The 21,900-nt window shown below is 61.9% G+C and carries 17 protein-coding genes, 2 tRNA genes and 1 pseudogene; 9 read left to right on the top strand and 11 right to left on the bottom strand.

Annotated features, from left to right (window positions below; translation table 11 throughout):
* Positions 1 to 71 precede the first annotated feature (71 nt).
* Complete coding sequence (locus MA09_RS20250; RefSeq protein ID WP_051933641.1) at positions 72 to 1,445, bottom strand: choice-of-anchor Q domain-containing protein; 1,374 nt, start codon at positions 1,443 to 1,445, stop codon at positions 72 to 74.
* 452 nt (positions 1,446 to 1,897) lie between these two features.
* Positions 1,898 to 3,007, bottom strand: coding sequence for a right-handed parallel beta-helix repeat-containing protein (locus MA09_RS20245; protein ID WP_051933640.1), 1,110 nt, complete (start codon positions 3,005 to 3,007; stop codon positions 1,898 to 1,900).
* Positions 3,008 to 3,322: 315 nt separating this feature from the next.
* Between MA09_RS20245 and MA09_RS20240 the strand changes: the two genes are divergently transcribed.
* The 9 genes from MA09_RS20240 (at position 3,323) to MA09_RS24295 (ending at position 11,873) form a co-directional block, all read left to right on the top strand.
* Positions 3,323 to 4,666 (top strand): lipopolysaccharide biosynthesis protein, encoded by a 1,344-nt coding sequence (locus tag MA09_RS20240; RefSeq protein WP_036252414.1) that lies wholly within the window; start codon positions 3,323 to 3,325, stop codon positions 4,664 to 4,666.
* The gene (locus MA09_RS23855) at positions 4,663 to 5,991 is read left to right on the top strand and encodes a glycosyltransferase (RefSeq protein ID WP_051933639.1); all 1,329 of its coding nucleotides are present in this window, start codon (positions 4,663 to 4,665) and stop codon (positions 5,989 to 5,991) included. Before MA09_RS20240 ends, MA09_RS23855 begins: the two co-directional genes overlap by 4 nt.
* Before the next feature lie 27 nt (positions 5,992 to 6,018).
* A complete protein-coding gene (locus MA09_RS20230; protein WP_036252412.1) occupies positions 6,019 to 7,230 on the top strand; it encodes an O-antigen ligase family protein in 1,212 nt (403 codons plus the stop codon).
* Between the two features lie 146 nt (positions 7,231 to 7,376).
* On the top strand, positions 7,377 to 7,574 hold the full coding sequence (locus MA09_RS20225; protein ID WP_036252410.1) for a hypothetical protein: 198 nt from the start codon (positions 7,377 to 7,379) through the stop codon (positions 7,572 to 7,574).
* A 131-nt stretch (positions 7,575 to 7,705) separates the two neighbouring features.
* A complete protein-coding gene (serS, locus tag MA09_RS20220) occupies positions 7,706 to 9,001 on the top strand; it encodes a serine--tRNA ligase (protein WP_036252408.1) in 1,296 nt (431 codons plus the stop codon).
* A gap of 95 nt (positions 9,002 to 9,096) precedes the next feature.
* Positions 9,097 to 9,186 (top strand) — tRNA-Ser (locus MA09_RS20215).
* Positions 9,187 to 9,607: 421 nt separating this feature from the next.
* Positions 9,608 to 11,107 (top strand): SEL1-like repeat protein, encoded by a 1,500-nt coding sequence (locus MA09_RS23850; protein WP_051933638.1) that lies wholly within the window; start codon positions 9,608 to 9,610, stop codon positions 11,105 to 11,107.
* Positions 11,108 to 11,255: 148 nt separating this feature from the next.
* Positions 11,256 to 11,345: transfer RNA gene (locus MA09_RS20205), tRNA-Ser, on the top strand.
* A gap of 312 nt (positions 11,346 to 11,657) precedes the next feature.
* Positions 11,658 to 11,873 (top strand): AlpA family transcriptional regulator, encoded by a 216-nt coding sequence (locus tag MA09_RS24295; RefSeq protein ID WP_081897716.1) that lies wholly within the window; start codon positions 11,658 to 11,660, stop codon positions 11,871 to 11,873.
* 282 nt (positions 11,874 to 12,155) lie between these two features.
* Here the strand turns inward: MA09_RS24295 and MA09_RS20200 are convergent, their stop codons facing one another.
* The 9 genes and pseudogenes from MA09_RS20200 to MA09_RS20165 form a co-directional block, all read right to left on the bottom strand.
* Positions 12,156 to 12,413 (bottom strand): PAAR domain-containing protein, encoded by a 258-nt coding sequence (locus MA09_RS20200; protein ID WP_036252529.1) that lies wholly within the window; start codon positions 12,411 to 12,413, stop codon positions 12,156 to 12,158.
* A 20-nt stretch (positions 12,414 to 12,433) separates the two neighbouring features.
* Positions 12,434 to 12,868, bottom strand: a complete 435-nt coding sequence (locus MA09_RS20195; protein WP_036252406.1) for a hypothetical protein — start codon at positions 12,866 to 12,868, stop codon at positions 12,434 to 12,436.
* Positions 12,861 to 14,126, bottom strand: coding sequence for a DUF2235 domain-containing protein (locus tag MA09_RS20190; RefSeq protein WP_051933637.1), 1,266 nt, complete (start codon positions 14,124 to 14,126; stop codon positions 12,861 to 12,863). The genes MA09_RS20195 and MA09_RS20190 overlap by 8 nt, the downstream gene beginning before the upstream one ends.
* Complete coding sequence (locus tag MA09_RS24290; RefSeq protein WP_081897715.1) at positions 14,123 to 14,743, bottom strand: DUF3304 domain-containing protein; 621 nt, start codon at positions 14,741 to 14,743, stop codon at positions 14,123 to 14,125. Before MA09_RS24290 ends, MA09_RS20190 begins: the two co-directional genes overlap by 4 nt.
* 12 nt (positions 14,744 to 14,755) lie before the next feature.
* Positions 14,756 to 15,646, bottom strand: coding sequence for a DUF4123 domain-containing protein (locus tag MA09_RS23845; protein ID WP_051933636.1), 891 nt, complete (start codon positions 15,644 to 15,646; stop codon positions 14,756 to 14,758).
* Complete coding sequence (locus MA09_RS20175; protein ID WP_051933635.1) at positions 15,643 to 18,246, bottom strand: type VI secretion system Vgr family protein; 2,604 nt, start codon at positions 18,244 to 18,246, stop codon at positions 15,643 to 15,645. Before MA09_RS20175 ends, MA09_RS23845 begins: the two co-directional genes overlap by 4 nt.
* A gap of 476 nt (positions 18,247 to 18,722) precedes the next feature.
* Positions 18,723 to 19,035: pseudogene (locus tag MA09_RS24285) on the bottom strand (transposase); the annotation flags it as partial.
* A 122-nt stretch (positions 19,036 to 19,157) separates the two neighbouring features.
* Entirely contained in the window at positions 19,158 to 20,360 is a 1,203-nt protein-coding gene (locus tag MA09_RS20170; RefSeq protein WP_051933634.1) for a family 1 glycosylhydrolase, read from the bottom strand.
* A gap of 143 nt (positions 20,361 to 20,503) precedes the next feature.
* Positions 20,504 to 21,883 carry an enolase C-terminal domain-like protein gene (locus MA09_RS20165; RefSeq protein ID WP_036252402.1) on the bottom strand — a complete coding sequence of 460 codons (1,380 nt, stop codon included), beginning with the start codon at positions 21,881 to 21,883 and terminating at the stop codon, positions 20,504 to 20,506.
* Positions 21,884 to 21,900 lie beyond the last annotated feature (17 nt).

Below are 21,900 nucleotides of genomic sequence, written 5' to 3'. Positions count from 1 at the left end.
ATGGGCTGGCCATCGCAGGGCTTGGTGTTGCGGGCAGGCCTGTATCAAGTGCCCCTGCCGCTATGCCTCGATCAGTAGTTCTCGTAGGCGCCGATGTCCCAGGCGCCGCCTTTCGGACGGGCCACGTTGAGGATGTCGACGGTCGGGGCGTAGTTCTTGGTGCCCTTGTTCACGGCCGGCGAGGTGCTCTGCAGGCGATAGTCGCCGGCGCCGGTCGGGTTGTAGCTGACGAACTTCGGATCGGCGGTGACGGTGCCGGTGGCGCTGCCGGCGCGCAGCGTGATGGCCGAGCCGTTGCCGTTGACCAGGTTGTTCGCGGTGACGTTGCCCGAGCCGATGCAGTTCTGGCCCGAGTAGCAGTACTGCGAGATGCCCTGGCGCGGGTTCTTGTACACGATGTTGTTGACGACCATCGTGTTCTTCAGCTGGATGTTGCCCGGCTTGTCGCCCACGCCGGTGACGATGCCGCCGCCCATGCCGCTCGAACCGTTGGCGAACACGGTGTTGTTGGCGATGATCGAATCGGTCGCGGCGTGCCACAGGTGGATGCCGTAGGCCGAAGCGCGGTAGACGATGTTGTTCAGGATCTTGCTGCCCTTGTTGGACGAGTAGATCCCCTGCACGCCGTTGCAGCCGCCCGGCTTGCCGATGTCGTGCACGACGTTGCCGATGATGTGGCCGGCCGAGCTGGTGTAGTTGGCGTTGACGATGCCGGCGCCGCCGCTGCCGGTGCAGCCGCCCGAGACGGTGATGTGGTGGACGCGGTTATTGGTCACCAGGGTGTTCGAGCCCATGTTCTGGATACCCAGGCGGCCCGGGCCGCTGATATCAAAACCGTTGATCTCGACATAGCTGCCGTTGTTGAGCCACATGACTTCGGTGCCGCTGCCGACGATCTTGGCGCCCCACTTGGTATCGGACACGAAGCGAATGGCGCCGGTCGAGGTGCCGCTGAGCCTGGTCGAGACATTGCCGTAGTAGGTGCCCGGGGCCACGTGCACGGTGGTGTTGGCCTTGGCCACCGAGGCGGCCTTGTTGATGGTCTTGAACGGACGCGCCTGGGTACCCGGGTTCGAATCCGAACCGGTGGTGGCCACGTACAGGTGGTAGAACGAGGTAGTGGCTGCGGCTACCGTACGGTTGGTGTATTCCTGACTGCTCGTGATGCCGGCGCGCACGCTGTCGAGCGGCAGGCCATCGCTGACGAGACCAGACCAGTAGGCGAGGCCGGCGGTATCCGGCTCACGGCCGAGCAGGGTACGGTAGAGGCCCGTAACCTGATCGACCGAGCTCGACGCCGCGGTAGCGGCGGCAACAGTCGCTTCGAATGCCATGGCGTTGTCAGCAGCATAGGCATTGCCACCGAGGGCGGTGAGCAGGACAGCTGCGCTGCAGAGGGCTGCGTTAACACGGGCATTCGAAGCAAAGTTGACTACGTTTTTCATTAAAAAGTTTCCTTCTCAAAAAAGTGAAAGCGAATCTTTTGAGAGCAGGAAACTGCAAGAGTTCAATTTTATTGGAGAAAAATTTTCAGCTGATAATAGTTGCGTAAATATTGTTTTCTGGACGAAACAAAACCGATGAGAGATACTTAATTGATCGTGATAAAAAATTATTCGAACAGACTACATCCATCAGTATGTTTCTTTGTAGAAGCAAACAGTGCGGATGAGCTTGTGGAATCAGGGCCGGCACGGCCCTGGCGGCTGGGGCGCAAGCACAAACAGATGCTGGGCCACGAACCTCGGCTGGCAGGGAATGCCAATCAGTCAGGCCGGCGGGCTAGGCCGGGACCTGCGCGTATGGGAACGGCATCAGGACACCCGGCCACAGAGGGATAGGACATCGCAGTCGCGCGAACAGCCGGCTACAAAGGCGCCTGTTGGCGGCGAAGCGCTCAAGGCTGCTGATAAGCCCCGATGTCTACTGCGGGAGCACGTGGACGGCTTATCCCTTCCATATCGGTCGGTGGTGCCAGCGAAGCCAGGCCGCGCTTGCGGGCGGGCGAGCTGCTGCGCAGGCGATAGTCGCCTTTGCCATCGATTCGGAAATCAACAAACAAAGGGTCTTGGGTAATTGTCCCAATATCTTTTCCGACTAGCATTTCAATTTTTCTACCATTTTGGAAAACGACATTGTGCGCAACGAGATTATCTGCGCCGATGCAAGACTCGCCTGTATAACAATATTGCCTGATTGATGCGCGGGGATTGTGGACGACGATATTGTTGATCACCTTGGTTTCCGTCATGACCACATTTCCCGGCGCATCGCCGGTGCCGACCACGATGCCGCCGCCCAGCACGCTGGAGCCGTTCGCAAACACTGTGTTGTTCGCGACGACGACCTTGTTGGCAGCATGCCAAAGATGGATCCCCCATGCCGAGGCGCGATAAACGATGTTGTTGTAGATCTTGCCGCGCAGGTTGGAGTAATAGATTCCCTGGACACCGGCGCAAGCGCCCGGCACGCCGATATCGTGCACGAGGTTGCCGCTGATTTCACCGTCCGAGGCCTGGTAGTTGGTGAAGACGATGCCGCCGCCGCCGTTGCCGCTGCAGCCGCCCGCGACCGCGAGGTCATGCACGTGGTTGTTGATCACGCGCACCCACGACCCATAGTTCAGGATCCCGTTGCGTCCGCTGCCGCTCACGTCGAAGCCGGCAATCTCCACATGCTCGCCATGGTTTTCCCAGACCGCCTCGGTCCCGCCCCCGATGATCTTTGCCCCCCATTTGACGGTCGAGACATAACGTATCGGCGCCACGGCCGTGCCGCTTTTCATCGACTTGACGTTTTCGCGGTAGGTGCCCGGCGCGACATGGACGACGCTGCCTGGGACCGCGCGCTTGGCGGCCGCCCCGATTGTCTGCAGCGGCGCGCGCTCCGTCCCCAGGTTGCTGTCGTTTCCGTTGGGAGTGACGAACAGGGCGCGCGGGTCGATCGGGGGCTCGAGCGAGATACAGGCCTTGAGGCCGGCACCGGCCACCAGGAGGGAGACGATCATCGTCGGATACCGTAGGGTTCGCAGGTTCATCGTATCTAAATACAAGACGAGGGCATCGGGATTCCGAGCTTAACGCGGCGCGTAAGCACGCAGTTTGCGTTTGGCCGACTACCGCCGCATTTCGTTCTTGTTTAATTTCGGCAATTGATTGTTCGCGTACACCTGCTTGATCGTGCGCAGCATGTCGTCAGGGCCGGTCCGGATAATGAACTGGACAATCTGTGCCGGCCAATTGCCAGCCGCACAGGCGCGACGTTCCAGGTCATCCTCATCCGAACCCGACAGCGAGTATCAAGACAGCGACGACAAGCCCATATGCTGACCCAAATGAAGAGCCTGCTTGCGTCGCTGTCGCTAGGCCGCAGCCCCGATTCGCGATTCAACCTTTCGACCGCCATCGGCTCGACGATGCTGCGCCAGATGCTCTCGAGCGCCCTGTACTTCGTCGCGCTGTGGGTTACCACGCGACAGCTCGGCCCGCACCACAACGGCCTGCTGGTGACGGCCCTGCTGCTGCCGCAAACCCTGTACGCCGTCCTGAACCTGGGCCTGGCCTCCAGTCACGTCTACCACATGAGCAGCGGAACCGCGGATGCAGCGGCCATGCGCCGTATAAACTGGATTCTGTCCTGCGTGCTGTGGGGCCTGGCCATGCTCGCGCTCGCGCTGAGCAGCGATGCCGTGATCGGGCGCTACCTGCCCGGGACGAGCAAGGACACGGCCTTGTATGCCACTCTCCTGTTTCCGGCGATGCTGCTGGCTGCCTGGACCGTATCGATGATCCAGGGCGCCCGCGACTACCCGACCTTCAACAAGACGGCCCTCACCCAGCCGTTCACCTTCTGCGCGGGCGTGCTGGTGCTGGGTGCCATCGACGCCATCAGCGTCATCTCGGTGTTGTCCTGCCACATCCTGAGCCAGACGGCGCTGTGGGTGGTCAGTGAAGTGCGGGTGCGTCGCTACGCGGCCGCGCCCCCGGCAGGCACGCTCGGCCTGGCCCAGATGATCGGCTACGGGCTGCGTGCGCACCTGAGCAACGTCATCACTTTCCTCAACTACCGGGTAGGCTTGTATATGGTGAGCCTGCTGCTCGATCCATCCTCGGCAGGCATCTACGCCCTTTCGGTGCAGCTGGCCGAGGCGCTATGGCTGATCGCAAGCGCGGCGTCGGTGGTCGTGTTCCCGGAATCGGCGGCGGCCAGCAGCACGCCGGCGGCGCTGCGGAAGATGGTCGGCCGTATAGCGCTGACCGTATTCAAGATCACCCTCGTGGTCGGGATGCTGGCGGCGGGGCTGTCGACCGTGCTGATTCCGTGGGCTTTCGGGGAGGATTACGCGAGCGCCGTCGTCCCCTTCATTGTCCTGCTGCCGGGGATTATCACCTGGAGCTACATGAACGTCATTGCCAACTCCCTGGCGGGCATGGGTCGGCAAGGCGTCAACATCGTGGGGGCCACGCTGTCCCTGGTACTGAATGGCGTCGGCTGCATGCTGGCGATCCCGGCTTACGGCACATGGGGGGCGGCGCTGGCTGCCAGCGTGGCGTTCACGGCAACGGCCGCCTATACGGTGTTCATGTACCGCCGCATCATGGCCAAGCGTATCGCGGAGGAGGGCGCCGGCGAAATGGCGGCGCCAGCTGGAGGAGACAAACGATGAAAACAACGAAGATGTTGATGGTGACTTCGCTGTATCCATATGGAAATGGCGAGACCTTCATAACAGCCGAGCTCGAACACGTCGCGCGTCACGTCAGCCATATCGAGATCGTACCGGGCTTCTATCCCCGGGATGCCGCACCGCGCCCGGTCCGGCAGCCGGTCAACCTTGCCTACGCCGATGGGCGCTGGGGCGCGCTGCGGGTGCCGATGATGGTCGCTGCGCTGCTGTCGGGCCTGTTCAAGTACCGCTGGCTGGCCGATTTCAAGATGATCCTGAAGCGGCCGGGCAAGGTAGCGAACTTCAAGGAGCTCGTCCGCGGGCTGTACCGGGCCAGCATGTTCGAGCGCTTCCTGGAACAGGAGGTCAGCAAGGGGAAGGCGGGCTACGACGTCATCTATTTCTACTGGCTGGTGCCCGAGATCCTTGGCGCCAAGCGGTTTTGCACGACCTCGGGCGAGCGCACCCGGGTCGTCTGCCGCGCCCACCGGGGCGACCTGTACGAGGAACTCAAGCCTGCAGGCTATGCCGGGCTGCGGCGCGAGATCGTCGCCGCAGTCGACGAGGTCTACTGCATCTCGGAGCACGGCAAGCGTTACCTGGACCGGCATTACGCGCAGATGGCCGCGAAGTTCCAACTCGCGCGGCTCGGGGTGAACGACCCGGGCTATCTCAACCGCCAGCCCGGCGGCGGACCGCTGAGTATCGTGTCGTGCTCCTTCGTCATTGCGAGCAAGCGCCTGCCTCTGCTCGTCGATGCCATCGCGCACCTGCTCGCTGCCGATCCGACGCTGGAGGTGCGCTGGACGCATGTCGGCAACGGTCCCCTGCTCGAGGAGGTGAGGGCCCATGCCGCGCGCAGCCTGGGCCCGCGCGCGCAGGCGCTGTTCAAGGGCTACATGACGCAGGCCGAGCTGATGGACCTGTACCGTGCGGACGCATTCGACCTCATCGTCAACGTGAGCGACAGCGAAGGCATCCCGGTAAGCCTGATGGAGGCCGCTTCGGCCGGCATCCCGATCGTGGCCACGGATGTCGGGGGCAGCCCGGAGATCATCGGCGGCGCCAACGGCGTGCTGGTACCGGCCGACGCGGACGCGGCGACGATCGCGGCGGCCATCGCGCGCTTCAAGGATCGCGACGCCGCCGCTGCCTGGCGCCGCGCCGCACGCCGCCATTGGGACGAGCGTTTCAACGCGGCCGTCAATTACGACCGCTTCGGGCGCATCCTTGCTGCCTTGCCGAGTCCGTCGACCGGCAGCGGCGAGCCGCAAGCGGGAACTGCGGCGCTGGCGGCGCAGGGCGGCGACCGGGTTGCCGGTTGAGGCGGAATGTCGGATACAGGAGGAGCCATGCAAGCGCACGCACAAGCCCGGACCGCCCGTATTCCGGCAGCCGTGGCGCTGTTCATCGCGCTGTTCCTGCTGTTTACTCCGTTCGAACAGGGCGGGCCGAATCCGAGCATGTTTCCGAAGTATTTCTCGGCCGGCGTCTCGGCACTGGCGCTGGCGCCCTTGTTCATCATCACCAGAATACGGTTCCGGGTGGAGTCCCAACTGGTGCTGGTGACGCTCGCGATGTTCGCCTTCCACGCGCTGGTGGTGAAGCCCGTGCCCTTTCACTTCCTGTTGCTGGTCGTCCTGAACGTCGTGCTGGCCATCGTCATCTACGAGGCCAGCTTCACGTGGCGCGCCGAGTTCGTCAAGGCGGTATCCTGGCTACTGGTACTCAACGCCGTGGTCATCGCCGCGCAGGCATTGATGTTTCACGTCCTCGGCGGGCCGATCTTCGACTTCCACAAAGTGATCTTCGGTTCCAACAGCCGCTTCGTCGAGGACTTCCTCAACATCGCGCGCTTTTCCGGGCTCCACGTCGAGCCGGGCACCTATGCCAACTACATCGCCTGCCTGGCGGTGATCCTGATGCTGACCTCCGGGTTCAGCGCCCGTTTCATTGCGCTGTGCTTCATGGCCGTGCTGTCGGTCTTCCTCACCAATTCGGGCTCGTCCGTCTATTTCGTGCCGGTGATGGTTCTGCTCCTCGGTTACCTGTGGCGCTCGAAGGTGCGCGCGCTCCATATCGCCCTGCTCGCCGTGTCGCTGTACACCTACATGCTGCTGTCCGGCGTGCTCGAGCACCTCGAAACACGCTTCCTGGAGCAGGACGATGGCAGCCTGTCGCACCGGATCCACGGCGTGAACGTATGGCTGGCCCTGACCCTCGAAGAGAAACTGATCGGCGTGGGGTTTGCGAACGATCCCTGCGTGCGCTGCTACTACCAGGACATCGGCATGATCTTCAACCTGCTGACCCGCGGCGGCATCGTCGTCGTGCTCGCCTTTGCCCTGGTGGTGGGGCGCATGCTCGTCGCGAACGGGTTGGTCCTCTCCATGCTCCTGATGCTCATCCCCATCAACGAGAAGATGTTCTTCTACGAAGCGCCGATCTGGCTCTTCCTCCTGTTTGCCATGACGCCCTTCGTGCGCCGGAATGCGGCGGCCGGCGCCACCACGGCCGATGCTGCTGGCACGCTGGCGGCGGCCGGGGCTGCGCAAGGGCGCTGACGCGGCGGGGCCGCTGCATCGCACGGCTGGCCCGCCGTTCCTGCATTTTATGCCGTGGTTTCAGCACTTCATCGCAAGTCGGTGGCTGCAGCAAGGATGCGTCGGTAAAGTTCGAGCATACCAAACGCATCACACAGGAGCACACCATGAACATCCGCAAGAACTTCGAAGCCATCTTCCTGGGCGCCGCCGCACTGGGCCTGGTCGCCAGCTACGCCACCGCCGCCGGCCGTCCGGTCGAAGTGGTGAAGCAGGAATCGGCGATCCTGATCGACTCCACCATGCACGTCGTCGTCGTCAAGGCGCCGCGCCTGAGCGTCGCCGAAAAAGCCGGCCTCAAGTAATGCAGGGAAGGGCCGCGCGAAGCCCGGGTCATCGGTGAATCACACCGTAATCGAGTTTCGCAAATCGCTCGCTAGGATTCTCTGTCGGCTTGGTACAATTGTGTTTTCGACATACGCAAGCCCAACCCGACATGATTGACATCCAACTTCTCCGCAAAGACATCGACACCGTCGCCGCACGCCTGGCGACCCGCAAGTTCCAGCTCGACGTGGCCGGGTTCAACGCCCTCGAAGCGGAACGCAAGGCGATCCAGACGCGCACCGAGGAACTGCAGGGAAAGCGGAATTCCCTGTCCAAGCAGATCGGCATGATGAAGGGCAAGGGCGAGGACACCACGGCCGTCATGGCGGAGGTGGCCGGCCTGGGCGACGAGCTGAAGGCCAACGAAGTGCTGCTGGCCGAAGTGCAGGCAAAGCTGGCGCGCTTCATCGAAGCGGTGCCGAACCTGCCGCACGACAGCACGCCGCAAGGCCTTGACGAATCGGGCAACGTCGAAGTGCGCAAGGTAGGGACCCCGCGCAGCTTCGACTTCGAAGTGAAGGACCATGTCGACATCGGCGAAAAGCTGGGCCTGGACTTCGACACCGCCACCAAGCTGACCGGCTCGCGCTTCTCGATGATGAAGGGCGGCATGGCGCGCCTGCACCGTGCGCTGGCCCAGTACATGCTCGACACCCACACCGGCCGGCACGGCTATACCGAGTGCTACACACCGTACATGGTCAATGCCGACTCGCTGCGCGGCACCGGCCAGCTGCCGAAGTTCGAGGCCGACCTGTTCTCGGTGAAGAAGGGCGGCGCAGAAGGCGAGGGCGAGAACTTCTACCTGATCCCGACGTCGGAAGTCTCGCTGACCAACGTGGTGCGCGACGAGATCGTGGCGCTGGACCAGCTGCCGCTGAAGCTCACCGCACATACCCCATGCTTCCGTTCGGAAGCAGGCAGCTACGGCCGCGACACCCGCGGCATGATCCGCCAGCACCAGTTCGACAAGGTCGAGCTGGTCCAGGTGGTGCATCCGGAACAGTCCTACGCGGCGCTGGAGGAGATGGTCGGCCAGGCCGAGTTCATCCTGACCTCGCTGGGCCTGCCGTACCGCGTCATGTCCCTGTGCACCGGCGACATGGGCTTCTCGGCCGCCAAGACCTACGACCTGGAAGTGTGGCTGCCGGCGCAGAACACCTACCGCGAGATCTCGTCGCTGTCGAACTGCGAAGCCTTCCAGGCCCGCCGCATGCAGGCGCGCTTCCGCAACGCCGCCGGCAAGCCCGAACTGCTGCACACCCTGAACGGCTCCGGCCTGGCGGTGGGCCGCACGCTGGTGGCGGTGCTGGAGAACTACCAGCAGGCCGACGGCAGCGTGATCGTTCCGGAAGTGCTGCGTCCGTACATGGGGGGGCTGGAGCGTTTGGCGCCTGCTGCCTGAGGCAGGGGAGGGCAAGTTTTTAAATTGCTCTTCCGTTTTCGCAAGAGCATCGCTATAATGCGTGTCTCTTGCAGCGACCGCGCCGCACCGAATCAGGAGAGGTGGCAGAGTGGTCGAATGTACCTGACTCGAAATCAGGCGTACGGGTGACCGTACCGTGGGTTCGAATCCCACCCTCTCCGCCAGCAAATAAAAAAGGCCCCAATGGGGCCTTTTTCATTTACTGGCGGAGAGGAGGGAGTCCCCTGCGGGACTCCCGTGTGGGATTCGAAGCTTGGCGCGTACTCGCGCCAAGGCGGCCCGCGGCACGTGGGCGAATCCCACCCATGAGCAGCCGCACACTTCGCGTGTGGGATTCGAAGCTTGGCGCGTACTCGCGCCAAGGCGGCCCGCGGCACGTGGGCGAATCCCACCCTCCCAGTAAAGAAGAAGGGCTCCCAAGGGAGCCCTTCTTCTTTACTGGTCCTACCGCGTCCGCGACTCCGCAGGTATGCGCCCATCCAATCATCTCGCTGATCACTTCCCCATCCCCTCGAAAACATGTAGAAGTTTATTATTAGTAACGGCACACTCGCTACTACGCATCCACTGTGCCAAGGCACCACCATGTTGAAACCTCTCCTCAGCATCGCCATCCTGCTGGCCTTGCCCTCCGTCGCCGCCCAGACCCCGGCTGCTGCGCCCGCAGCCGACGCTCCAGGCCAGGTGGTCAAGATCACCGGCGCCAAGCCGACGCCAACCGGAGAAGGCGCCAGGGTATTCGCCGCCAAACGCCGCGTCCTCAAGGGAACCCTGGCCCAGAAGTGCGCGCTCGACAGCGCCTACTTGACGGCGTCGGACGATATGGACACGTATATCGAGCAGCTCGAGGAGATGAAAGAGTCCGAAGAGATCAGCGAGACGGGCACGCCGATGCCGTCCCCGACCCTGAAAAAATCCAATCCCAACGCGCCCTATGGCGACGCATCGAACGTGGTCGATTCCTCGTCGATCACCGGCGCGGCCTCCCGCAACGACGTGGGACCGTGCGATGTCGGCGACCGCCGCTTCGCCTCGGGCCGCGAACGCATCATCCGCAACGACAAGTCCTTCGCGCAGGCCCTGGCGCATCTCGATGCCAAGGAGTACGACAAGGCGGTGCCCCAGCTTGAAACCGCCTACGGCAAGATCGGCTATGCGGAAGCCGCGGTCCTGCTGGGCAAGCTGAGCCTGGAAGGTCTGGGCGTGCTGCGCAGTACGGAACGAGCGCTGTACTGGCTCGACAGGGCTGCCGGCACCCGCTTCGATCCGCGGCGCGACGCACTGCGTTTCGATCCCAAGGACCCCGAAGCTAGCAACGGCATGATCGACGCGGCCCTGCTGCTGGCCAGGATCCACCTGCATGGGGTCGGTGGCGTCAGGAAGGATCCGCGCGAGGCGCGCAAGTGGCTCCTCAAGGCCGCCGACTTCGGATATGTGCCGGCCCTGAATACACTGGGAATGGCGAGCCAGGCCGGCGTCGGCGGACCCAAGGACAGCAAGCAGGCGCGCTCGTATTTCCAGCGGGCGGCGGAGGAGGGCTATATCCCGGCCCAGTTCAACCTGGCCAGGTTGTACCACGCCGGCGCCGATGGCACGGCGCAGGATCACAAGCTGGCGGGTGCCTGGTTCGCCCAGGCGGCGAAGGCCGGCCATGCCCGGTCGCTGTATGCGATGGCCCGCATGTATGACATGGGCGAAGGCGTGCCGGCCGACCAGTCGAAGGCCATCGTGTACTACAAGGAGGCGGCCCTGAAGCTGGTGCCGGAGGCCCAGAGCGCGCTGGCCTCGTATTTCTACAGCGGCGAGCAGGTCCCGAAGAACCTCGCCACCGCGCGCCAGCTGTTCAACCAGGCGGCCATGGGCGGACAGCCCGAAGCGATGTTCAACCTGGCGGTCATGCTGGTCAACGGCGAAGGAGGGGACAAGGACCTGGGCATGGCCTATGTGTGGTTCAGCCTCGCCAAGGTCGGCGGCCTCGAGCGCGCCGGCATGGCGATGACCCAGATCGACGGCAAGCTGACGCCGCCGGACCGCGCCAAGGTGAAGGCGATTCTGAAGCCGTCTGCCAAGACTGCCGAAGAGTGAAATTTTATTTCATAGAACATGGCTGTATGAAATATTATTTCATCGATGCCGCAGTAAATTAATGTGGCGGAACAGTTTCGTCTTCCACAAACGGAAAACAGCCGCTATAATGCGGCCTCGCTTACGGCGACCACGCAGCACCGATTTAGGAGAGGTGGCAGAGTGGTCGAATGTACCTGACTCGAAATCAGGCGTACGGGTGACCGTACCGTGGGTTCGAATCCCACCCTCTCCGCCAGACTAAAGTCCCCAGATGTTTGGGGACATCAAATAACCCGCTGTTCTCATAGAGACAGCGGGTTTTTTGTTGCCTAATACTGTCCAGTACCGTCCCCCAGGAGCCAGCATCCATGGGGGCTCGTTTGGGGGCCTCGTTGGGGCTCCCTTGGACAGAAGGCCCCAAAATGCCCAAGCGCGTACCGCCGTTGACCCAGCTGCAGATCAAGATCGCCCGAGCGGAGAAAGGGGCCAAAATCGGGGGTATTAGGCGCCGGTCCTGACCAGCTTTGCAGGGCTATTCTTGAAGACATCGCAACTGATTGGAATAGCGATGCAAACCCCAGTTCTTTCGAGCCACGGCCGCATCATTCGCATCCGCGGAGTCATCGCCATGACTGGGCTTTCCCGCTCAAGCATCTACGCAGCCATCAAGCAGGGCACCTTTCCAGCGCAACTCAAGCTGTCCACTCGCTCATCGGGTTGGCTGGAGAGTGAAATAATCGAATGGAGGGAAATGCGGCCTCGCGGCTCGCAGCGGGAAGGTTGATAAGTGCCCGTGTTCATGCCCAGCTCTGACGAAAGTCGGCTACGTATCCACGGGCGCTGCGTCAATTCAGCACTGTCGAGGTAAGAAAGCAGTAATGCATTTCCCTGTAACTTGGCATTTGAACCTATGCCGAACGGATTAAAAGTCGCCAAGGCGGATAGGTAAGTCCAAATCGATGACTTGCGACTCGTGGCAAACTCAGAAGTCAACCTTAACCAAAAAGGAAAATACCGATAGTTTTTGAATTTTGGGTTACAAATGTGTCATAACCCCGGATGCCGGTCAGATCGATGAAATCAGCTTGGCGCCGCACGCAGTGAGGTCCTGGTCGTATGCAACTTGCTTCCCATGGTGTCTGCGGGTGCTGCCGCTTGGCAGGATCGGAAACTTTCCTTTGCATTGAGGGCAATGGGTGGAATCGCCTTCGACAGCGACCCGCTTGCCCAGTACCGTGAAGTCCTGCGCCGCCGAGATGACTTCTCCGCCGTGCGTGGTTTTGTCGCCAAGCCGGATGACACCGCGCCCTCGATGGTCTTTCATGCTGGCCTCGTCCGAAAAAGTCACGCGACGTTGCGCGCCGCATCGGCATCCTGATTGGCTGCGATAAGCGCCTCGTCATTACCCAGGAAGATTTTTCGATAGCGCCAATAGCCTGTCAGTTCCAGCGTTGGCGAATTGAATCCGGCCAGCGAATCATGCACGTAGCTGTCAAACAGGGCGGCAAACGAAGGCAGCGTCGCTGTGGCGCGCTGGGCCCGGGCAAACACCTCCCGGGCTTCCGGGTCCAATGCGCTGGTCGTCACAAGGTCTTTTCGCGCACCGGTATTGAAGACGTCCTTGACGACCGCGAGTGTCCGCTGGCCCAGGCCCATCGCGGCGGATCGCAGCATGGCGGCGGCGTCGTTGACCAGGCTCTTGTTAAAGGCAAGCAGAATTTCCCGGTCGGACTGGCTGGCTCGCTTGACCTGAGTGGTCGTGTGAAAATGGTTACGCATCTGCCATCGCCAGTTGATACGGCTGGAGCCACTCGTACATCGGACGGGGCGCGAGCGTGGCTTGTGCAAGGAATTCGTCGTAGGCTTTGGCCAGGTCGGGATGGATGGCGAATGGGTCATGGGCACCAGATTTGATTTTAGGTTTTTTCATCGGGGCGCCAGCCGCTACCGCGCAATCGAACATGTGGTTCAGCGGTATCTGGGACAGCTTCAGGGAGTCGCCGTGCTGGGGATTATCTCCCACCGAGATGCCGAGCTCACCCGGCCGGTAGCCGCCGCCGACATCGCTGTGCGAGCCCGGGTAGGCGTGCTGGCTCCATCCTGTTTGCAGCTTCCCGTCGACGCCGATTTCATCCAGGGGGAAGTTGCGGCGAAGCTCGTGCATTGCAACCATGTGAACGCAATTCGGCACGGAGGCTGGTACGCGCAGCGACCCGCCACTCGCCCATGCGCCATGTCCGCCGGTCGAGTTGGCGAGCAGCGCCGAGGTGCCGGACCAGAATCCCGCTGAGGCGACGGTGTCAATCAGCCCGACGAAGCGAAAGCGCAGGGGCACGCCGGCCAGACGGCCGCCGACCAGCAATTCGTCCAGCCAGTGGCAGAATACCCTGGCTTCCGCCGCACCCCTGGAGAATCCGAACACGTCGAGGAAACATTCGACCACGCGGGGCTTTCTGCCCTTGAGTTTTGCTTCCAGAAGTTGGGCCTGCCGCGTCAGGAACGCACGGCGGTCGCTGTCGTTGGATAGCGCCGCTTGCAGCAGGCCACTGCGTGTGCCGAGCTTGGCAAGACAGTCTCTATCGTCTGCGTCGGTCACATTGCGGCCGTTACGGCATAAGGCGAGCACGGCGCCTTCGTCAAACATGAGGCTGTTGAAACAACGCCGGTGTAGCGCATTGAAAACGGCCAACAGGCCGAAAATGACCCGCTCTTCACAGCCGAAGGCACATGCTGAACCCATGGTGCTTTCGTCCTGCTCCCCGATCTCGGGAAATCGCGTTCCGACCCCTGGAATATAGACTCGGTAGTAGCCCATATCTTCCGCGCTATGGTAGACGTCACGCAGCCGCGCAATGTTGCTATCAGCGAATTCTGGACGATCGCGGTCTCGATTGTTGCGTGTTCCATCAAAAAAGAGTCCGATGTTCGACGTGACTTCGCATTTCTTGAAATCACAGTCGTATTCCGGAACGATCCGCCTCACTCCAGAGGTCGGCGCACCTCTTGTGGGCGCGATGATGACGTCGGCCCGTTTCATCGCCAGTTTCCATATTTAGCCCGGTCGCGGGCATTTTCACGTGCAATATCCGCAAGTTCTTCGGCAGTGAAAATTTCTTTGATCGGCACGCCTGCTGTCGCTAACAGGCCCTCTCGAGCATCCCCCTTTCTAATCGGGTGCCCATCCCCGGACGGGCTAATTGAACTCACAACAATGCGCACGCGACCATTGGGGAAGAAATGAACAACAAACTGCCCCGGTTCCCGATACGACTCCACCGGCACCTGCGCACGGTATATACCCTCTGGTTCCACCGTTTCTTCTTCCGCAGGGTCTGTTGGTTTGATTATGCGGTACACCTCCCAGCGGACGTCCGCTTTCAATCCTGGATGCCAGTGTTTCGGGAGCGTGACACAACATGTGACATCACCGCCGCCGCCTTCTTCACCAACGTTACCGTAATAACCTTTATCAACATAAAATTCATGAATGAGATGACCCGATCCCAGGTGGTGAACCGAGTTGATGGAGACACCCATACGGTCGTCGCCCCTGGTACGAGCGTGGAGTAGCGCATAAGATCCAAGCAACACCCCCATGGCCAGTAAAGATACGCTGGGATGCGACCGCACAACCGAGAGGATAGGAATTTTCATAATGCCTCTGTGTCAGATAACAATCGGGATTGCATTTGAATCGTCGCCTGCAGTGGCTCCCTGGGTGGCCCGGCTGCGTCTTTCCTGTAGATCGTCGACGAGTTCCCGCAATCTGCTTCGGAACGCGCTGACTTCATTCATCACAAGGAATTCGCGAATCTCCTGCCGTCGCAGGATTGCGCCGTTGGTCAGGAGTGCGGCCTCGGTCAGGAACATTAAAATTTGGGGTTGCGCGTTGCCGGCGGCTCGCCAGGCTCGGCGTGCCGCTTGCGCCCATTCGTGCTGTTCCACCGCGTTGCCGGGCAAGGCCTCGCCATTGCGCATCATCTTCACCTTGGCGATGAAGTGATCCGGTTCGCTTGCCTCGTCCAAGGCCAGCAGCTGATCCTGGTCCAGGCGCAGGGGCGTCAGTGCAACTGTGATCGCCTCGGCCGGTGGCAGCGGGACTAGCGCGCCCGAACGGTAATGGATAGTCCAACGTGCAATCGGTCCTGACATCGCGGCCCACTGTGCCGGCGTCAGCAATTCCGAGAGCGCTGCGAGAACCGCGCAGTCCGCATACCTGAGCGTGAACTGCTTGCCCTCCGGATTAAGAATGAAAATGAATCTGCCCAGATGGTGGGCAAGCTGGCCGATATCCAGCGCTGACTCGATGACAGACACGTGCAGTGCAGGCTTGCGCGCGTTCATGAGGCGCATGACACGATCGAGATCGCCGACTTCGTAAGCGGCTTCGACGTCGACCAGAAGTGGGCTGACCGCCAGGGCACGCTCTGGATAAATCGGCGCCAGCCATGCCGGGCGGCTTTCGGGAGCATCCTCGGCGTAGCTGGCCGATACTTCATCCAGCATGCCGTTGTCGATCAGGAGATAGACGGAACCATTCGAATTACCCTGGCTCATTCTGCCTCCACCAATGGGCTATGGGCACGTGCTGCCGCGAGCATGCAAGGGATGCAGATATCGTGATGCGGCAATTCGTCGGGGAACTGGGTTTGCTGCGCTCGTTTCGGGAAGGTCTGGTGATCGGCAGCGTAGATGTGGCTGTTGCCTGTCGTGCTGCCGATAATTCCCTCTTCGCTGATTTTCAATTCACTGCCACCGCCGTAGAGACAGACACCCTTCCTGGCCTTGATGCTGATCCAGTCTGTCGTGCTGATCAGCTCCATCACCTTTTTTGCCAGCAGCTCGATGGTGCCGTCCTGCGCTTCGGTCTGTATGTTGCCGCGTGCGGCAATGTGCTTCATGCCGCCGTCATTGGCAAAGACGCTGACGCCCTGCGCCGCGCGTAGCGATGTTTGCCCGCCGGCAGTGAGCTGCGTGTCCGCAGCCGTGATGAGGTAGGCGTTCTTTTCCGCACCGAGCGCCAGGTCTTCATTGCTTGCCACGACAATTCCCGCAGGACCGCTGACTGCCACAATGGGTGCGCCACCCGTAGCGCCGGCTGCTCCGGCAGCGGCATTCGTTCCGTGATCCAGATGCCTGAGCTTGTCAACCAGTTGCGCCAGTTGCGGACCGTTTGCCGGGTCTTTTGAATGAGTTTCCGCGAGCTTCGCGAGCTGGTCGGCAATGTCGCGCAAGCCGTCGGCAAGGCCAATCAATTCGGCCCGGTCCAGCTGTTTGCCTTCGGCCTGGTTGCTATTGCTTGCGGTAACCAGCACGCCTTTGCCACCCCGGATTGCGACGGCCTTGTCACTACGCAGCTCAGCGCCTTCGCCGCGGGGGCGCCGGTCTTCCCCCCTTGGATGCGTCAGCCATCCGAGATTCAACTGCGAAGCGCCATCGTCGCTCGCCAACTGGGCGCTGATTTCGCGCGGTGTATCGTCGAACCGGAGCTGGTTCATGCGCCCGCCGTGGATCTCCTGGCTACGCATGCCCGAAAGAAAGCGCGTTGACGGCAGGTTGGCGCGATTGCTCAAGGGGGGAGGCAAGGCACGCCCATTGAAAAGCTGGCAAAGAATGATGGGTTTGTCGGGGTCGCCGCCGAGAAAGGCCACCAGGACTTCGGTCCCCACGCGGGGTAGCGCCAGGGTGCCGCAGTGCGAGGTGCCGTTGCCGGCCCAATTCGTGGCCACCCGCACCCAGGCCGAATCCGCATCCGTGTCCGATGCGCCCGCGCCTTGTGCGTGCTGATGGTCTTCCGGACGCGTCGCAGGAAATCGAATCTTCACGCGGCCGAGTTCGTCGCAATGCACGACGTCGTTTTCTCTGCCAACCACGATTGCAATCTGCAAACCGGGGTCGCTCAGGTCGGTACGCGGGTCGAATGCTGGGACGATAGGGATAGTGCGCCGTACCGCCTCGAATCGCATGTGGAAACGGTTTGCGTTATCTTCGCTGGAAAGATCAGTGGGCATGCCCGCCGTACCGCGCCAGTCATTGAAATGGAACAGCCGTTGTATCCGTTGTTCCAAGCTTTTTGGGAGGTTGTTCTGTGCCTTGACTTCGATTGACGTGATGATGAAATCGCGCTCGGCGGCAGGATGGCCATCGATTTCCGGGTGGTCGCTGATGGTGAAGTACTCGCCTGCACAGAAGTCGCGGACGCTTCCTTCTCCGGTGAAGCGTTTTGTATCGAGCTCCTTGCGCTGCATGCGCAGCACGCCCAGGCGATATAGCTCCTTGTCGTCAGAGCCCGCATGCGGTGATTCAACGATGTATTCTTGCACTCCGCCAGCTAACTGGTTGCCGGATGGGCCTTGATCGACCTGGCCTGGTATTTCAGCGGCCATCCCGGGGATGCTTTCCGGTCGCTTGTAGTCCCAACTGAAACCCCGGACGCTGCCTGCCTGAAGCTTGCGTACTGCGCCCCAACGTGTGACCGAATCGCGCTGCTCGGTGGCGTTGTCGCGGTGGTAGCGTACGACGCCGGCCGCGTTCTGCTTCAGGTCACGCGGGTTGTCAAATAGCACGAGAGTATGCACCGGCAATTCCGAGTCGTGAGTTGCTTGCCGGTGTGCTGGGTGGCACCCCGGGCGGAAGAACCAGGCAACTCCGGAGCGCGCCAATAGTCGACGGATAAAGCTTGCATCCGATTCGTTGAACTGTATCGTCTGTTCGCGCTCGGGATATTTCTCCAGATGGAACCCAGGTGCAAGTTCAAATTCGAAGTAGCCACTCAATGCGCTGTTCAGCTGCAACCATTCCTGCAACACGACAGTGACGATCCGCGGCCAGCTCATTTTCCTGAACACGCGCGTGTTGACACGTTGCTCCATGACCGCCATGGCGTCGCGAATGACGAGTTGGTAGCTCGCAATCGCGCCATCGCACTCGCCAGAGCTTGCCTGCGTGACCAGACCACACACCTTGCGCAACTGGCCTCGATCATTGACGAACTCAAGGGCGGCGGGCACGCCAATGAATTCCTTCAGTGGCAGACTGTTGGAAGTGGCAACGCAATTGACCTGATACTCGAACCCACTGCAGACGGATTCGGTACTGCGGACAAACTGAGGGAGTAGGACGTCGGAGATCTGTTGCTTTTTATAAACAAGTGTCAAGCGGATAGGACGGTTGGTGGTGATCAGCTTTTTTTTTCGTCAGTATGAAATTGACAAGCTCGGTATCATTTTGCACAGCGTGCTCCCTGAGTTTCCAACCGGAACAATTAATTCTGGCATTTTCAGGCAAGCGTGGAATTGAGGATCGATAAGCTCGACCGTCATGAACGATGGGATAGAGGTTCCGCGGACGGCCTTCCGCGCGCTGCGGAAGATTGGTGACCTTCGGACGCTACGGTTCGTAAACTGACCAGAAGGCGTCATTATGGGCAGAGGAGAGGACTGGATGGTGCGACAGACGCGCACCTGACACGGGCGCAAGTTGCATGTCGCGTGGCGGTAGTGGCCGGGCTGCTGCGCGCCACAAGCACGGCACAGTAGGTAAAAGAGGGGCTGCCGCAGATACAAATAAGGCGCCACGATTACTCTGACCTGATCGGTTAATTTGTAGCCACGGCGATTGTTAGTTTTCGACTTCAGGCAACCTGTTTCTGGCACCGCTGACGCCCGACTGCAGCCGGTGTACGATTGCCAAGTGCAGAATGCGGCCGCTTATTGTTATAGAAGTGCCGCCATTTCTCAATGATTAGCTTGGCCTCCTGCCGGCTGACGAACCATTCCCGGTTCAGGTATTCATCGCGCAGTTTGCCATTGCAGCTTTCGACGAAACCGTTCTGCCATGGACTGCCCGGCTTGATATAGGCCGGGCCGATGTCCTTGGTCCCGCAGCCATTTCATGACGGCCGTGGCGGTGAATTCGGCCCCGTTGTCCGAGCGCGTGCGGAGAGGAGCAGAGCCCCTGCGGGCTCTGCGTGTGGGATTCGAAGCTTGGCGCGTACTCGCGCCAGGGCGGCCCGCGGCACGTGGGCGAATCCCACCCGTGAGCAGCCGCACAGTCTGCACTTTACGCCTCAGCGCAGGAAAATAAAATCGTTCCCCACCCGGTGCCGCCACGTCTGGATCAGGTCGCGATAAGCCTCGCCCACCGGCCGCACGCGCCGTTCCAGGTCGCACAAGCCGTACTGGTTGACCGTGCCGGCGTCAAGGGTGAGCGTGCTGTCCCAGTCGACCTGGTCCACCAGGCTGTACCAGGTGAAGCCGAGGATGGGGACCCCGTCCGATTTCAGGCGTACCAGGTTCGACCACTGCTTGTCGAGCCAGGCGCGCGCATCCTTTTCGCCGGCGCCGGTGTCGCGGTTGTTGGTCTCGGTGTGCATCACCGGGATGCGGTAGCGGTGGTAGTACTGCTGGGTGATCACGTAGTAGCCGAACAGTTCGCAGGACGTGGTGCTGCCGTCCGGCTTGATGACATGCTCGTTGGTGGCGTAGTAGTCGTTGCCCATGATGCAGACGGGCTTGACGCTGCGGTTGAGGAAGAAGTGGTAGTCCTTGCGCGTCATGCCGTGGTCGAACAGGTATTCGTACATCCTGCCGCTCACGTCGTGGCCATAGGTCAGGTCCAGGGCCAGGAAGCGCAGCTCGTTCATGTGGCGCGCGACCTCGGTGGCCTCGGGGCCGGAAGGGTGGTAGTACTCGGAGGATTCGCTCTGGATGAACTTGGCGTCCGGCCGCACCATCATGATCGCTTCCGTCGACAGGATGTTGGCCCGCGCCAGGTTGCGCATGGCGGTGACGAACGCCCGGTCCGAGCGCAGGCGCTCGTTCCACAGGCCTTCATGGGCCGAGAACTTGGCGGTGATGTAGATCTCGTTGATCGGGGTGTACAGGTCGACCCAGGGATAGCGCTTCGCGAAGGCGGAGGCGTACTCGGTGAAGAAGGGGACGAACTCCGGATTCTGGAAATTCCCCAGCCAGTCGGGCACGCCGAAGTGGCACAGGTCGACGATCGGCTTGATGCCGCGCCGCTGGATTTCGGCGAAGACCTCGTCGGTGAAATCCCAGTCATAGCAGCCGGGGCCCTGGTGCACGCGGTAGTAGGGCGGCCCGTAGCGCAGCGCGTCGATCCCGAGCGCGCTGACCAGGGACAGGTCTTCTTTCCAGTGCCGGTAATGGCCGGTCTTTTCCATCTCGTCGACGCGCAGCGCGTCACCGTTGCGCCCGGCGACGACCGGATAGCTGCCCTCGATCCCGGTCGCGAACATGAAGCCTTGCATGGCGTGCTCCTATCCCTTGGCCCCTTCGCCACAACGGGTCAGGGCGAATTCATCTTCCTGCCAAATCCGGGACCATGCAAGCGCAAAGCGGTAACAACTTGTATTCTTGGGCGTCCGCGCAACGCTTGCAAAAAAAGCGCCGGTCAGCGTGCGAAGCTCGGCCGTTTCGGATCGTAGGTCCAGCCCGGCACCAGGCAGCGCATTGCCATCGCATCGTCGCGTGCGCCGGTCGCCACCTGCTTGTACAGGGCGTGCGCCGCTTCGATGCGCGCCATGTCCGGTTCGATGCCCAGTCCGGGCCGGTCCGGCACGCTGACGGCGCCGTCGACGATCTGCAGCGGCTCGCGCGTGAGCCGCTCGCTCCCTTCCTGCCAGATCCAGTGGGTGTCGATGGCCGTGATGGCGCCCGGTGCGGCAGCGGCGGCGTGGGTGAACATTGCCAGCGACACGTCGAAGTGGTTGTTCGAATGCGAACCCCAGGTCAGGCCCCAGTCGTGGCACAGCTGGGCCAGGCGCACCGAGCCCCCCATGGTCCAGAAGTGCGGATCGGCGAGCGGGATGTCGATCGCGCCCAGCAGGTGCGAGTGGCCCATCTGGCGCCAGTCGGTCGCGACCATGTTGGTGGCGGTGCGCACGCCGGTAGCGCGCTTGAACTCGGCCATGATCTCGCGGCCGGAGTATCCCTGCTCGGGTCCGCAGGGGTCCTCGGCATAGGCCAGCAGGTGCCCGTATTCCTTGCCGACAGCGACCGCCTCGGACAGCGACCAGGCGCCGTTCGGGTCCACCGTGCAGCGCGCGGCTGGACGACGGCGCTTGATCGCGGCGATCGCCTGCAGTTCGTCCTGCGCCGACATCACGCCGCCCTTGAGCTTGAAGTCCTGGAAGCCGTAGCGCGCGGCGGCCGCGTCGGCCAGGTCGGCGATCGCGCTAGGGGTGAGCGCTTCGCGCAGGCGCATGCCGTACCAGTCGTCGCCGGGGCGCGGCGCAACGTAGTCGAGGCCCGTGCGCCGGCTGTCGCCGATATAGAACAGGTAGGCCAGCATCGGCACCCGGTCGCGCTGCTGGCCGCTGCCCAGCAGCTCGCAGACCGGCACGCCCAGGTGCTGGCCCAGCAGGTCGAGCAGCGCCGCCTCGACGGCGGTGATGACATTGTCGAGCCGCAGGTTGATCTCGTGCGGCTGGCGCAGCACGGCTGCCTCCGCGGCGGAGCTGACCTGGTGCTGCATGGTGCCGGTGTGCGCGCCATGGCTGGCGCGAATGGCATTCAAGGTGCGCTGGTAGCGGGCGACTTCCGTACCTTCGACCAGCGCTACCGCTTTCTGCAGCGCCTTCAGGATGCCGGCGCCGCCGGGTACCTCGCCAATGCCTGTGCTGCCGTCGCTGGCTTCCAGCAGCACCAGGTTGCGGATGAAGAAGGGGCCATGGGCGCCGCACAGGTTGAGCAACATGCTGTCGCGGCCCGCCACGGGAATGACCCGCATGGCGCTGATGGTGGGGCTCGAGGAAGGACGCGCGAGAGGCATGGATGTCTCCGTATTCA

Source organism: Massilia sp. BSC265 (genome assembly GCF_000740675.1).
In the GTDB taxonomy this organism is placed as follows: domain Bacteria; phylum Pseudomonadota; class Gammaproteobacteria; order Burkholderiales; family Burkholderiaceae_D; genus Telluria.
This window is presented reverse-complemented; position numbering and strand designations above follow the sequence as displayed.

What these genes read in the sequence shown, in the direction of transcription:
- MA09_RS20250 (WP_051933641.1), bottom strand. Translation starts at nt 1,445, where the DNA reads ATGAAAAACGTAGTCAACTTTGCTTCGAATGCCCGTGTTAACGCAGCC.
- MA09_RS20245 (WP_051933640.1), bottom strand. Translation starts at nt 3,007, where the DNA reads ATGATCGTCTCCCTCCTGGTGGCCGGTGCCGGCCTCAAGGCCTGTATC.
- MA09_RS20240 (WP_036252414.1), top strand. Translation starts at nt 3,323, where the DNA reads ATGCTGACCCAAATGAAGAGCCTGCTTGCGTCGCTGTCGCTAGGCCGC.
- MA09_RS23855 (WP_051933639.1), top strand. Translation starts at nt 4,663, where the DNA reads ATGAAAACAACGAAGATGTTGATGGTGACTTCGCTGTATCCATATGGA.
- MA09_RS20230 (WP_036252412.1), top strand. Translation starts at nt 6,019, where the DNA reads ATGCAAGCGCACGCACAAGCCCGGACCGCCCGTATTCCGGCAGCCGTG.
- MA09_RS20225 (WP_036252410.1), top strand. Translation starts at nt 7,377, where the DNA reads ATGAACATCCGCAAGAACTTCGAAGCCATCTTCCTGGGCGCCGCCGCA.
- serS (WP_036252408.1), top strand. Translation starts at nt 7,706, where the DNA reads ATGATTGACATCCAACTTCTCCGCAAAGACATCGACACCGTCGCCGCA.
- MA09_RS23850 (WP_051933638.1), top strand. Translation starts at nt 9,608, where the DNA reads ATGTTGAAACCTCTCCTCAGCATCGCCATCCTGCTGGCCTTGCCCTCC.
- MA09_RS24295 (WP_081897716.1), top strand. Translation starts at nt 11,658, where the DNA reads ATGCAAACCCCAGTTCTTTCGAGCCACGGCCGCATCATTCGCATCCGC.
- MA09_RS20200 (WP_036252529.1), bottom strand. Translation starts at nt 12,413, where the DNA reads ATGAAAGACCATCGAGGGCGCGGTGTCATCCGGCTTGGCGACAAAACC.
- MA09_RS20195 (WP_036252406.1), bottom strand. Translation starts at nt 12,868, where the DNA reads ATGCGTAACCATTTTCACACGACCACTCAGGTCAAGCGAGCCAGCCAG.
- MA09_RS20190 (WP_051933637.1), bottom strand. Translation starts at nt 14,126, where the DNA reads ATGAAACGGGCCGACGTCATCATCGCGCCCACAAGAGGTGCGCCGACC.
- MA09_RS24290 (WP_081897715.1), bottom strand. Translation starts at nt 14,743, where the DNA reads ATGAAAATTCCTATCCTCTCGGTTGTGCGGTCGCATCCCAGCGTATCT.
- MA09_RS23845 (WP_051933636.1), bottom strand. Translation starts at nt 15,646, where the DNA reads ATGAGCCAGGGTAATTCGAATGGTTCCGTCTATCTCCTGATCGACAAC.
- MA09_RS20170 (WP_051933634.1), bottom strand. Translation starts at nt 20,360, where the DNA reads ATGCAAGGCTTCATGTTCGCGACCGGGATCGAGGGCAGCTATCCGGTC.
- MA09_RS20165 (WP_036252402.1), bottom strand. Translation starts at nt 21,883, where the DNA reads ATGCCTCTCGCGCGTCCTTCCTCGAGCCCCACCATCAGCGCCATGCGG.